The sequence below is a fragment of the Streptomyces sp. NPDC006551 genome, assembly GCF_040611675.1.
GTDB lineage: Bacteria > Actinomycetota > Actinomycetes > Streptomycetales > Streptomycetaceae > Streptomyces.
Window position 1 is genome coordinate 83513 of the sequence record NZ_JBEXOT010000005.1, and the last position, 12622, is coordinate 96134.

At 71.0% G+C, this 12622-nt stretch carries 8 protein-coding genes; 4 read left to right on the plus strand and 4 right to left on the minus strand.

Features of this window, described 5'->3' with window-relative positions; genetic code table 11:
- Positions 1 to 228: 228 nt before the first annotated feature.
- Together acs and ABZY12_RS07925 are read right to left on the minus strand one after the other, a co-directional pair.
- The gene (gene acs, locus ABZY12_RS07920) at positions 229 to 2199 is read right to left on the minus strand and encodes an acetate--CoA ligase (protein ID WP_356888308.1); all 1971 of its coding nucleotides are present in this window, start codon (positions 2197 to 2199) and stop codon (positions 229 to 231) included.
- Between the two features lie 352 nt (positions 2200 to 2551).
- Positions 2552 to 4897: a bifunctional SulP family inorganic anion transporter/carbonic anhydrase gene (locus ABZY12_RS07925; protein WP_356888310.1), complete on the minus strand. Its 2346-nt coding sequence runs from the start codon at positions 4895 to 4897 to the stop codon at positions 2552 to 2554.
- A 385-nt stretch (positions 4898 to 5282) separates the two neighbouring features.
- On the opposite strand from ABZY12_RS07925, the gene ABZY12_RS07930 reads away from it, so the two are divergent.
- Positions 5283 to 6533, plus strand: a complete 1251-nt coding sequence (locus ABZY12_RS07930; RefSeq protein ID WP_356888312.1) for a hypothetical protein — start codon at positions 5283 to 5285, stop codon at positions 6531 to 6533.
- 42 nt (positions 6534 to 6575) lie between these two features.
- Here ABZY12_RS07930 and ABZY12_RS07935 read toward each other — a convergent pair whose 3' ends face one another.
- On the minus strand, positions 6576 to 7562 hold the full coding sequence (locus tag ABZY12_RS07935) for an ATP-binding protein (RefSeq protein ID WP_356888314.1): 987 nt from the start codon (positions 7560 to 7562) through the stop codon (positions 6576 to 6578).
- Between the two features lie 102 nt (positions 7563 to 7664).
- On the opposite strand from ABZY12_RS07935, the gene ABZY12_RS07940 reads away from it, so the two are divergent.
- A complete protein-coding gene (locus ABZY12_RS07940; protein WP_356888316.1) occupies positions 7665 to 8501 on the plus strand; it encodes an oxidoreductase in 837 nt (278 codons plus the stop codon).
- 307 nt (positions 8502 to 8808) lie between these two features.
- Here ABZY12_RS07940 and ABZY12_RS07945 read toward each other — a convergent pair whose 3' ends face one another.
- Positions 8809 to 9663, minus strand: coding sequence for an HAD-IB family hydrolase (locus ABZY12_RS07945; protein ID WP_356888318.1), 855 nt, complete (start codon positions 9661 to 9663; stop codon positions 8809 to 8811).
- Between the two features lie 730 nt (positions 9664 to 10393).
- Between ABZY12_RS07945 and ssd the strand changes: the two genes are divergently transcribed.
- On the plus strand, positions 10394 to 11437 hold the full coding sequence (gene ssd, locus ABZY12_RS07950; RefSeq protein ID WP_356888581.1) for a septum site-determining protein Ssd: 1044 nt from the start codon (positions 10394 to 10396) through the stop codon (positions 11435 to 11437).
- Complete coding sequence (locus ABZY12_RS07955) at positions 11434 to 12609, plus strand: TadA family conjugal transfer-associated ATPase (protein WP_356888320.1); 1176 nt, start codon at positions 11434 to 11436, stop codon at positions 12607 to 12609. Before ssd ends, ABZY12_RS07955 begins: the two co-directional genes overlap by 4 nt.
- Positions 12610 to 12622 lie beyond the last annotated feature (13 nt).

Sequence of the window (12622 nt, forward strand, 5' to 3'; positions counted from 1 at the left end):
GAGGGCCTCCGGTCGGTTGGGCAGCACGAAGCACATGCCGACCAGACTTCCCGGCGCACCTAGGTTTCCTTGTCGCGTCACTGACGCATTCTTTACTTTACCTAACGAGCCCGGGTGGTGTCCGGTGATCATCACGGTAGGTGCAAACAGCCCGTCCGGCCCGCTGTGGACAGGCGAAGGCGCCCACCCCGGGTGACCGGGAGTGGGCGCCCTCCTGGCCCTGAAAGCTCAGTCCTCGCTGGACGCGCTCGGCAGCTTCGTCTGGATCAGCGCCATGACCGAGGAGTCGGTCAGCGTGGTGACGTCCCCCAGCTCCCGGTTCTCGGCGACGTCTCGCAGCAGCCGCCGCATGATCTTGCCCGATCGCGTCTTGGGCAGCTCCTGCACCGGCAGGATCCGCTTCGGCTTCGCGATCGGCCCGAGCGTCGCGCCCACGTGGTTGCGCAGCTCCGCGACCAGGCCGTCGGTCTCGCTCGCCGTACCGCGCAGGATGACGAAGGCGACGATGGCCTGTCCGGTCGTCTCGTCCGCGGCGCCGACCACCGCCGCCTCGGCGACGGACGGGTGCGAGACGAGCGCCGACTCGACCTCGGTGGTGGAGATGTTGTGCCCGGAGACGAGCATGACGTCGTCGACCCGGCCGAGCAGCCAGATGTCGCCGTCCTCGTCCTTCTTCGCGCCGTCGCCGGCGAAGTACTTGCCCTCGAAGCGCGACCAGTACGTGTCGATGAACCGCTGGTCGTCGCCCCAGATGGTGCGGAGCATCGACGGCCACGGCTCGGTGAGGACCAGATAGCCGCCACCGCCGTTCGGCACCTCGTTCGCCTCGTCGTCGACGACGGTCGCGGAGATGCCCGGGAGGGCGCGCTGGGCCGAGCCCGGCTTGGTGTGGGTGACGCCCGGCAGCGGCGAGATCATCATCGCGCCGGTCTCGGTCTGCCACCAGGTGTCCACGATCGGGGTCTTGCCCGCACCGATGTGCTCGCGGTACCAGATCCACGCCTCGGGGTTGATCGGCTCGCCGACCGAGCCGAGGACACGGAGGCTGGAGAGGTCGAACTTGGCGGGGATGTCGTCTCCCCACTTCATGAACGTACGGATCGCCGTCGGGGCGGTGTAGAGGATCGTCACGCCGTACTTCTGGACGATCTCCCAGAACCGGCCCTGGTGCGGGGTGTCGGGCGTGCCCTCGTACATGACCTGCGTCGCGCCGTTGGCCAGCGGGCCGTAGACGATGTACGAGTGTCCGGTCACCCAGCCGATGTCGGCGGTGCACCAGTAGACGTCGGTCTCCGGCTTGAGGTCGAAGACGGCGTGGTGCGTGTACGCGGCCTGGGTCAGATAGCCGCCGGAGGTGTGCAGGATGCCCTTCGGCTTACCGGTCGTACCGGAGGTGTAGAGGATGAAGAGCGGGTGCTCGGCCTCGAACGGCTCCGGCGTGTGCTCGGCGGACTGGCGGGCGACGATGTCGTGCCACCACACGTCGCGGCCCTCGGTGAAGGTGCTTCCCGCCTCTTCGAGGGACTGGCCGGTGCGGCGGACCACGAGGACGTGCTCGACCTGCGGGCACTTGGCGACGGCCTCGTCGATGGCGGGCTTGAGCGCGGACGGCTTGCCCCGGCGGTAGCCGCCGTCGGCGGTGACGACGAGCTTGGCGTCGGCGTCCTGGATGCGGGAGGCGACGGCGTCGGCGGAGAAGCCGCCGAAGACCACCGAGTGCGCGGCGCCGATGCGGGCGCAGGCCAGCATGGTGATGGCGGCCTCGGGGATCATCGGGAGGTAGACGGCGACCCGGTCGCCCTTGCGGACGCCCAGCTCGGTCAGGGCGTTGGCGGCCCGGGAGACCTCGTCCTTGAGCTCGGCGTAGGTGATGGCGCGGCTGTCGCCCGGCTCGCCCTCGAAGTGGATGGCGACCCGGTCGCCGTTGCCCGCCTCGACATGGCGGTCGACGCAGTTGTACGCCACGTTGAGCTCGCCGTCGGCGAACCACTTGGCGAACGGCGGGTTCGACCAGTCGAGGGTCTCGGTCGGCTCGGTGGCCCAGGTGAGCCGCCTCGCCTGCTCGGCCCAGAAGCCAAGCCTGTCCGCCGCGGCCTGCTCGTACGCCTCCGCCGTCACGTTGGCGTGCGCGGCCAGCCCGGTCGGCGGCGCGAACCGCCGCTCTTCCTTGAGCAGGTTGGCCAGGCTTTCGTTGCTCACGACATCTCCCTTTCCCAGGGCGTCCTATGTGCCTATGTGTCCCGCGTCATAGCTCATCAGTCCGAGGCCCGGGTGACAAGGGTCTCCAGAAAATTGGTTTAGACCTATAGGGTGGCGGGCGTGAGGTGGCCCCTTCTCCCCGGGCGGCGGGGAGAAGGGGCCACACACACTCACGGACGGGCGCCCGTGAAGGTTCACGGCGGTTCGGGACACGTTCCGGAGGCGGTTCGCGAGGCGATTCGGGAGCCGGGTTCAGGAGTCGGACTCCGGACTCGGGCTCCGGATTCCGGCTCCCGATTCGGGCTCCGGACTCGGGTTCAGGCCCGGGTTCAGGACTCGGGTTCAGGAAGGTTCACGACGCGCGGGCTTCCTCCAAGGCGGTGGGCGGCACCAGGTCGAAGACGTCGTCGTAGCCGTGCGGCTCGTCGGAGTCGGCCAGTAGATACGCCTGTGCCTCCCCGACGTGGAAGTACATCCCGTGCAGCGTCAGGGTGCCGTCGGCCAGCCGCCGTGCCACCGACTCGTACGCCCGCAGATGCTCCAACTGTTGGATCACGTTGGTCAGACAGAGCTGTTCGACGGCGTCGGCGGGCAGCCGTCCGGAGATCCGGGCCCAGGCGTGCTTGCGGCTCGCCATCCGCTCCAGGCTGGGCAGGCCGTGGCGCAGCCAGCGGCGCAGCGGGGTCTGCGGGGCGTCCGGCCCGCTGTTGAGGAGGGCCTGCATCGCGCCGCAGCCGGAGTGCCCGCACACGGTGATCGAGTCGACCCGTAGCACCTCCACCGCGTACTCGATGGCCGCCGCGACCGAGTCGTCCCCGCTCTCCTCGCCGGGCAGCGGAACGAGGTTGCCGACGTTCCGGACGGTGAACAGGTCGCCGGGACCGCTGGAGGTGATCATGCTCGTGACGAGCCGGGAGTCGGCGCAGGTGAGGAAGAGCTGCGAGGGGCTCTGGCCCTCGCGGGCGAGGCGGGCGAGCTCGTCGCGTACCAGCGGGGCGGTGTTGCGCTGGAACTTGCCGATCCCGCTCGCCAGTTGCTCCCCGGTGGTGCGCCGGGTCTCGTCGGCGGGCTGTTCGCCCTGGCTGCCGCAGTGGTGGTTGCGCCAGGGGGTCCAGGGCCGGCAGCAGGCATGCGGCTCGTCGGCGGGCTCGGTGATCCGGGCACCGGAGGGGCCGGCCATCTCCACCGTGCCGCCGTTGCGGACGTGGGTGGCCTGCCAGTCGTGCAGCGTCTCGTAGGCGGCGTGGTCCATGAAGGAACCGTCCAGCTCGACGACCACCTGGCTTCCCTGGGGCACCTGGTGCAACGCCCGGCTCAGCCGGGGAACGGCGAGGAAGGTCAACTGGCCGCGCACGCGCACCACGTGGCATCCGTCCTGTTCCTCGCCGGTGACGCGGGTCTTGGCGAGGCGTCCCATGGCGACGGCGGTGGCCACGGCGATCCCGAGAGCGACGCCCTCCAGGATTCCGATGAGCACCACGGCGCTCAACGTCACTCCATACACGAGGACTTCGCGATGGCGGGTGACGCTGCGAATGTGGGTGATGCTCACCATCTGGATGCCGACGACCATGACGAGCGCGGCGAGCGCGGGCAGTGGGATCAGGTCGATGACGGGGACGAGGAAGAGGGAGGCGAGCACGACCCACAGTCCGTGCAGCATGGTCGAGTCGCGGCTGATCGCGCCCGCCGACACATTGGCGGTGCTGCGGACGGCGACGCCCGCGACCGGCAGTCCTCCGAGCGCTCCCGAGACGATGTTCGCCGCTCCCTGGCCGGCGAGTTCGCGGTCGAGGTCCGAGCGGGGGACGCCGTGCCCCCGGTCGGGGCGGGAGGCCACCAGCTTGTCGACGGCGACGGCCGAGAGCAGCGACTGGACGCTGGTGACCAGGGTGATCGTCAATACCCCGGCCGCGACGCCGAGGACCGGACCTTCGGGCAGGCCGGGCAGGGCGTGGCTGCTCCAGGAGGGCAGGTCGACGCGCGGAACGGAGAGTCCCGCGAACGCTGCGACGGCCGTCGCCAGGGCCACCGCGGCGAGCGCGGCCGGGAGCTTCCGCAGGAGCCGCCCCGCCCGGCCGGGCAGCTTGGGCCACAGCAGGAGGACGGCGATGGTGAGGAGGCTGAGCGAGAGCCCCACGGGATGGAGGTCGGCCAACTGGTCGGGCAGTCCGAGGACGTTGTCCACGACGGAGCTCTGGGGGCTGCCGCCGAGCACGATGTGGAGCTGGGCGAGAGCGATGGTGACGCCGATGCCGGCGAGCATGCCGTGGACGATGGCAGGCGACACGGCGAGGGCGGAGCGGGCCACCCTCAAGGCGGCGAGCCCCAGTTGGGTGAGGCCGGCGAGGACGGTGATGGCGCAGGTGGTGCGCCAGCCGTAGATCTGGATGAGCTCGGCGGTGACCACCGTGAGTCCGGCGGCGGGCCCGCTGACCTGGAGCGGCGCGCCCCCGAGGCGGCCGACGACGATGCCGCCGACGGCGGCGGCCACCAGGCCGGCCTGGAGGGGTGCTCCGGTGGCGAGCGCGATGCCCAGGGAGAGGGGCAGCGCGATCAGGAAGACGGAGATGGACGCCGACAGGTCGGCGCCCGCGATACGGAAGCGGCGGCCGCCGCCCGGCGGGCTGTGGGGTCGCTGGAAGCGAGGGCTGGGTGCGGTGCGGTCGGGCGTGCGGTCGGGTGTGCAGAGAGTCATGTTCCCGTCTCCTCCGGGGCGGCGCGGTCGCGGCTCGAACTTGGGGGTCGCGGCCGTGGGTCACGGCGTGCAGCGGCGGGATGTGGGGCGTGGATCGTCGGGGCGAGTATCAACGCTCGGTAAATGGATCGTAATGCAGAGTAAAGACTGCGGCATTATTTTCGGGGCAAACAGGGCAATGATTCACCGGTTCCGGTGATAAGTCGGCGGAGTGCCGCTTGTCGTTTCATCTTCCCGGTGGCCGTGGTGCGACGTTGGCGCCGCTCGCAGAGGACGCTCGTACGGACCGAGGAGAGGTGGGCGGATGAACGCCGTCGGGAGAACGACCGCCGGGAGAGGGACTGCCGAGAGCCCTGTCAGGGCAGGGGGCACCGTCCGCGGGAGGGTGCTCGCCGTCGGCGCCCTCGCCGTCGCCCTGATCGCCGGCCTCGCCGGATGCTCGGGTTCCGAGGACGCCCCCGGGGGCGCTCCAGGCGCCAAGAAGGGCCCCAGGGCGGCGCCGCAGAACGCGGTGCGCCTGATCGGCGACGGGTCGACCGCCTTCACCGGCGCCCAGCCCCACCAGCCCACCTGGCAGCGGCTGAAGCCGGGTCAGCGGCCGCCGCAGTTCGTCGTGTTCTCCTGGGACGGCGCCGGCGAGGACAGCCAGCGGCTCTTCTCCCACTTCCGCAAGGTGGGCAAGAAGTACGACGCGACCATGACGTACTTCCTCAGCGGGGTGTATCTGCTGCCCGAGGAGAAGCGCAAGCTGTACGAACCGCCGCAGCACGCCGCCGGACGCTCGGACATCGGCTTCAACGACACCCAGGGCATCCGTGACACCGTCCGCGAACTGCGCGGAGCCTGGCTGGAGGGCAACGAGGTCGGCACGCACTTCAACGGCCACTTCTGCGGCAAGGAGGGCGGTGTCGGCAACTGGTCCGTCGAGGACTGGAAGAGCGAGATCCGGCAGGCCAAGTCCTTCGTGAAGAACTGGAAGACGAACTCCGGCCTGACCGCCGAGCAGCCCCTGCCGTTCGACTACGACAAGGAGCTGGTCGGCGCCCGGACGCCGTGCCTGGAGGGCCGCGACAACTTCGTCCGCGCGGCGAGCGACCTGGGCTTCCGCTACGACACCAGCGGCGTCAACGACCAGATCTGGCCCAAGAAGGACCACGGTCTGTGGGACCTGTCGATGCAGCTGGTCCCGGTCCCCGGCCGCGCCTTCCAGACGCTGTCGATGGACTACAACTTCCTGGTGAACCAGTCCGGTACGACCCAGGGCGACCCGTCCAAGCACGAGTACTGGGGCAACCAGATGCGCGACGGCCTGGTGCAGGCGTTCAACCGCTCGTACCACGGCAACCGGGCGCCGCTGATCATCGGCAACCACTTCGAGTCGTGGAACGGCGGCACGTACATGCGAGCCATCGAGCAGACGATCGCCACGGTCTGCGTCCAGAAGGACGTGAAGTGCGTGTCCTTCCGGCAGCTCGCGGACTGGCTGGACGCCCAGGACCCGGCGGTCCTCGCCAAACTGCGGACCCTGAAGGTCGGCGAGGCGCCGCAGGGCGGCTGGACGACCTTCCTGGCCCCCCAGCCGTCGCGCCCGGCGGCCCCCTCGTCACCGGCGCGGCCGGCCGCCAAGCAGAACTGACGCGGGTCCGGCCCGCCCGGGCCCTGCTCCGCCGGACACGATCTAGGCGGGCTGAGCGGCGCCGAGTCCTTCGCTCAACACGAACTCCGGGTCGACCTGCGCGGCCAGGTCGGCTCCGGTCTTCGCGTTGCCCCAGCTCTCCGCGTTCTTCAGGTGGAAGTGGACCATCTGCCGCGTGTAACGCTCCCAGTCGCGGTGGGCGTACGAATCGTCCGCCGCGTCCTGGAGGGCCTGCAGGGCCATCCGGTTGTCCGCCTCCAGGAGTTCGAAGCGGGGCGGGCGGCCCTTCTCCATCGCGCGGACCCAGTCCGAGTGGCCGACCGTCACCAGCAGGTCGTCCCCCACCTCGGCGCGCAGGAAGTCCAGGTCGTCCTGGCCCTGCACCTTGTTGCCGACGACCTTGAGCGCGACCCCGAAGTCCCGCGCGTACTCCTTGTACTGGCGGTAGACGGAGACGCCCTTGCGGGTCGGCTCGGCGACCAGGAAGGTCATGTCGAAGCGGGTGAACATCCCCGAGGCGAACGAGTCGGAGCCCGCCGTCATGTCGACGACGACGTACTCGTCCTGCCCGTCGACCAGATGGTTCAGGCACAGCTCCACCGCGCCGACCTTCGAGTGGTAGCAGGCCACCCCGAGGTCCGACTCGGTGAACGGGCCCGTCGTCATCAGCCGGATGTCGCCGTCGTCCAGGCGTACGGTCCGGGCGCACGCCTCGTACACCGGGTTGTCCTCGCGGACCCGCAGCAGCCGCGAGCCCTCCCCGGGGGGCGTGGTCTTGATCATCGTGTCGGCGGAGGCGATCCGGGGGTTGGAGCCGCGCAGATACTCCTTGATCAGCGGCAGGTGCGCGCCCAGCGCCGGCAGCGCCGCCGCCTCCGTCTCGTCGAGACCCAGCGCGGCCCCCAGATGCTGGTTGATGTCGGCGTCCACCGCGACGACATGGGCTTCATTTGCGGCGAGATGGCGGATGAAGAGCGAGGACAGCGTGGTCTTGCCGCTGCCGCCCTTCCCTACGAAAGCGATCTTCATGTTCACCTAGCGTAGTGCCATGATCGCACGTAGTGGTCAAGGGGCGTGAAGAAGACCACTCCAACGTGGGGCGGCGGTCCCGGGCGCGTAGCCTCGCTACCTATGAGTACGCACGCCTCTGACCCCCTGGCCGCCCTCGGCTCCCTGCCGGGCGTCGCCGACTCGGTGGACTCCGTACGCAAGGCCGTGGACCGCGTCTACGGCCACCGAGTGATGCGGCGCCGCAGCAACGAGATCACCTCCGAGGCGGCGCTGCGCGGGGCGCGCGGCTCGGCCGCGCTGTCCGGAGCCGACTGGGCCCTCGAGGAGGTCCGCCGGCGCACCGACTTCAGCGGGGACGCCGAGGCGCGCACGGTGGGCGCGGCCCTGCGACTGAGCGCCGAGGCCGGCCAGCTGCTCTCGATCTGGCGCCAGTCCCCGCTCAGGGTGCTCGCCCGGCTCCACCTGGTGGCCGCGGGTGAATCCGGCCGCTCGGGGGGCGAGGTCGACTCCGTCGGCAGGCCGCGGCAGGCCGGTGAGACCGTCGACGAGCCGCTGATCGAGGCGCCGCTGCCGGACCCGGCGGAGGTCGCGGGCCGGCTCGACGGGCTCTCGGAGCTGATCATCGCGGGCGGTACGGCCCCGGCGCTGGTGACGGCGGCCGTGGTGCACGGCGAACTGCTCGCGCTGCGCCCCTTCACCTCGTACAACGGACTGATCGCGCGAGCCGCCGAGCGGATCGTGCTGATCGGCAGCGGTCTGGACCCCAAGTCGATCTGCCCGGCCGAGGTCGGACACGCGGAGCAGGGCCGCGCCGCCTATGTCGCGGCGTTCGAGGGGTATCTGTCCGGGACGCCGGAGGGCATGGCGGCGTGGATCGCCCACTGCGGGAGGGCGGTCGAGCTGGGGGTGCGGGAGTCGACGGCGGTGTGCGAGGCGCTCCAGCGGGGCGCCGCCTGAGGCGGGAGTTCTCCGGAAAAGGGTTGCGGCGGTACCAGTACTGGTACCGCCGCTGGCACGTCTGCCGAGTTACCAAGCGTCCTCGATATGTGCCCATCAGGCGGGGATCTTCGCCCTTCGCCTGGTGCGGCTGGCCCGTAATCGACGGGTCGACGTCGCGTGGGTGCTCGGCTTCAGTGCTCGGTCCGTGGGGCCTTCTTGCTCAACAGGTGATCCTCTCGGATGTCCTAGGTCTCGCGGGCCTGATTCCTTTCTACTCCTGTCGGAGTGGAAGGGAAAGTGCTGGCTCCACTTCTTTGCTTTCAGCTCAAATTCGGGCAAAGCGATCGGCAAGAGCGGCGTGCCGCCGGCGGTTGGCGTACCAGACGAGACCGGCGGTCGCGGCGGCCGCGCCCACCGCCGCGGCGGCGACGAGCGCGGGCCTCGGTGGCATCCTGAACCCGGGCAGTCGCTGCTTGAGCCGGACCGGCTTCTCGAAGATCAGGATCGGCCAGTCCCGGGCGACGGCCTCGCGGCGCAGCGTCCGGTCGGGATTGACGGCGTAGGGGTGGCCGACCACGTCGAGCATCGGTACGTCGGTCGCCGAATCGCTGTAGGCGTAACAGCGTGAGAGGTCGTACCCCTCGGACTCCGCGAGCTCCCGGATCGCCTCCGCCTTGGTGGGGCCGTAGGCGTAGTACTCCACCTCGCCGGTGAAGCAGCCGTCGTCGCCGACGACCATGCGGGTCGCGACGACCCGGTCCGCGCCCAGCATCTCGCCGATCGGCTCGACGACCTCGGCTCCGGAGGTCGAGACGATCACGACGTCACGCCCCGCGGCGTGGTGCTCCTCGATGAGGGAGGCCGCCTCGTCGTAGATGAGGGGGTCGATCAGGTCGTGCAGGGTCTCGGCGACGAGCTCCTTGACCTGTGAGACGTTCCAGCCTTTGCAGAGCGCGGAAAGATATTCGCGCATCCGCTCCATCTGGTCATGGTCGGCGCCACCCACGAGGTAGACGAACTGGATGTAGGCCGTCCGCAGGACGGCGCGGCGGTTGATCAGTCCGCCTTGGTAGAAGGACTTGCTGAAGGTCAGCGTCGAGGACTTCGCAATGACCGTCTTGTCCAGGTCAAAGAAGGCGGCTGTGCGCGGCAAGGAGTGGTTTTCCACGAGCCTGAGCATATGTGCCAGCCATTCGGCGTACGCTCGGGCGTGTGGGTTTGCCTGAGAAGGCTCTCGGGTACACCATGGAAGTCACGGATCGTTCGCGACCGTGCTAACCCGGTCCGGCTCCTCCCCCCCCGAGTCGGCCGGAGAGACGACCCCCGCTCTCCCCCCCGGCGGGGGTCGTCGCATGTCCGGACGCGTTTTCGTCCCTCGGACGTCCATTCCCTCTCCCTCGCGGTCGCTCGTGTCGGCCGGGCGGCCGTGAAGCCGCACCGCCTCGATTGGTCACTCACTGTAACTGCCGCGATGCTCTCCGGGAAGCACCGGTATGGGGCACGGGGATATTCACAACGCCTGAGTTATCCACAGTTTTTGAGGAAGATCCCCACGATTTCTCGTACGGCGCCACGGTGATTCCTGCCGCGAAGTTCGCGGACAGCGGGAATCAGCGATCCCGTCCCCGCCACCGGCGCGGACGGGATCACACCGACAGGGGGCGTGTGCTGTGGCGGGATCCATGACGAACGGGACTTTCGGGTCCACGCGGTCTTCCAGGTCTTGGCGGCCTTCGAGGCATTGGCGGTCCGTGGGGTCTTCAAGTGCCTCGGAGCCCGGAGGCCCCTCTGCCCCTTCGAGCTCTTCGGCTTCCTCGGCCTCTTCGGCCTTCTCGAACTCCTCGACCCCCTCGGCCTCCTCTCGTACGACCGGTGGAGGGACCACGGAGGAAGGGCGCCGGGCGGGGCCGCTGATCGTGACCGAGGACCTCGCGCTCCTCGACGACCTGCTCCGGCTGTGTGCCGCGGCGGGAGCCGAGCCCGAGGTGCACCACACGGTGCCGGAGCGGCGCGCAGGCTGGGCCGAGGCTCCGCTCGTCCTGGTCGGCGACGACGCGGCGGCCCGCTGCCGTGGGGCCGCGCGCCGCCCGGGCGTGATCCTTGTCGGCCACGACCAGGACGACCCCGAGGTATGGCGGCGGGCCGTCGAGATCGGCGCGGAGTGCGTGCTGCGACTGCCCGACGCGGAGAGCTGGCTGGTCGACCGGATCGCCGACGGAGTCGAGGGCGTCGGACGGCAGGCGCTGACCGTCGGCGTCATCGGCGGCCGCGGCGGGGCGGGCGCGTCGACGCTGGCCTGCGCCCTCGCCCTGGCGGCCGCCAGGACCGGTCGGCGCACCCTGCTCGTCGACGGAGACCCGCTCGGCGGGGGACTCGACGTCCTGCTCGGCGGCGAGCGGACGGAGGGCCGACGCTGGCCCGACTTCGCCGCCTCACAAGGGCGGGTGGCCGGTGGCGCCCTGGAGGAGTCACTGCCGTCGGTGCGCGGGCTGCGCGTGCTCAGCTGGGACCGCGGCGACTCGGTCCTCGTGCCGCCCGAGGCGATGCGCTCGGTGCTCGCCGCGGCACGCAGAAGGGGCGGCGTGGTCGTGGTGGATCTTCCCCGCCGGGTCGACGAGGCGGTCACGGAGGCCCTGGCCCAGCTCGACCTCGGCCTTCTCGTCGTACCGGGTGAGCTGCGGGCCGTCGCGGCGGCCCACCGGGTCGCGTCCCTCGTGGGCATGGTGCTTCGGGATCTGCGCGTGGTCGTGCGTGGGCCGTACGCGGCGGGGCTCGACGAGCGCTGGGTCGCGGACGCGCTGCGGCTGCCGCTCGCCGGAGAGCTCCCGCACGACGCGGCCCTCCCGGCGGCCCTGGACGCGGGCTCGCCGCCGGGTGCCGAGGCGCGAGGGCCGCTGGGCCGGTTCTGCGGCGAGTTCTGGGAGCGGGCGCTGGCCGCGGAGAGCGCGTCATGAGCGGCGCGGAGCGGGCCACGGGCGGCGCCGGTCTGCTGGAGGCCGTGCGGCAGCGACTCGCGGAGAGCGGGGCCGAACCGACACCGGCTCGGGTGGCGGCGGCGCTGCGGGCCCAGGGGCGGCTGCTCGGCGACACCGAAGTCCTGGGCGCGGCCGAGGCGTTGCGCTGCGAGCTGGTCGGCACGGGGCCTCTGGAACCGCTGCTCGCCGACCCGGCGGTCACCGACGTGCTGGTGTCGGCTCCCGACCGGGTCTGGGTCGATCGGGGCGCCGGCCTCGAACGCACCGGCGTCGCGTTTCCGGACGCGGCGGCGGTACGACGGCTGGCGCAGCGCCTCGCGGCGGTGGCCGGACGGCGCCTGGACGACGCCCGGCCGTGGGTGGACGCCCGGCTGCCGGACGGCACGCGGATGCACGCCGTGCTGCCGCCGGTCGCGGTCGGCTCCACCTGCCTGTCGCTCCGGGTGGTGCGGCCGAGGGCTTTCTCCGTGGGGGAGTTGACCGTGGCGGGCACCGTCCCGCCTGGCGGTGAGCGCGTGCTGCGGGCGCTGATCGACGCCAGGGTCTCGTACCTGATCAGCGGCGGCACGGGCTCGGGCAAGACCACTCTGCTTTCCACCCTGCTCGGCCTGGTGGGCGACCGGGAGCGCATCGTGCTCGCCGAGGACTCGGCCGAACTGCGGCCCGACCATCCGCATGTGGTGCGGCTGGAGGCCCGGCCGGCCAACCAGGAGGGCGCCGGCCTGGTGACCCTGCGGGACCTGGTCCGGCAGGCGCTGCGGATGCGGCCCGACCGGCTGGTGGTCGGTGAGGTACGGGGAGGGGAGGCGATCGATCTGCTGGCCGCTCTGAACACGGGCCACGAAGGCGGGTGCGGGACCGTCCACGCCAACACGGCGGCGGACGTCCCGGCCCGGCTCGAAGCGCTCGGGACAGCGGCCGGCCTCGACCGGGCCGCGCTGCACAGCCAGTTGGGTGCCGGGCTCTCGGTGGTGCTCCATCTCGTACGGGACCGGGCGGGGCGGCGGCGGATCGCCGAGGTGCATGTCCTCGAACGGGACCGGGACGGGTTGGTGGTGACGGTGCCCGCGCTGCGGTGGGGAGCGGGCGGGTTCGAGCGGGAGCGGGGCTGGGAGCGGCTGCGGTCGCTGATCGGGGGTGAAGCGTGGTGAGGGAGCCGTGGGT

Coding starts and splice junctions, on each gene's coding strand:
- ABZY12_RS07925 (WP_356888310.1), bottom strand. CDS start 4,897: ATGACTCTCTGCACACCCGACCGCACGCCCGACCGCACCGCACCCAGC.
- ABZY12_RS07935 (WP_356888314.1), bottom strand. CDS start 7,562: ATGAAGATCGCTTTCGTAGGGAAGGGCGGCAGCGGCAAGACCACGCTG.
- ABZY12_RS07940 (WP_356888316.1), top strand. CDS start 7,665: ATGAGTACGCACGCCTCTGACCCCCTGGCCGCCCTCGGCTCCCTGCCG.
- ABZY12_RS07945 (WP_356888318.1), bottom strand. CDS start 9,663: ATGCTCAGGCTCGTGGAAAACCACTCCTTGCCGCGCACAGCCGCCTTC.
- ABZY12_RS07955 (WP_356888320.1), top strand. CDS start 11,434: ATGAGCGGCGCGGAGCGGGCCACGGGCGGCGCCGGTCTGCTGGAGGCC.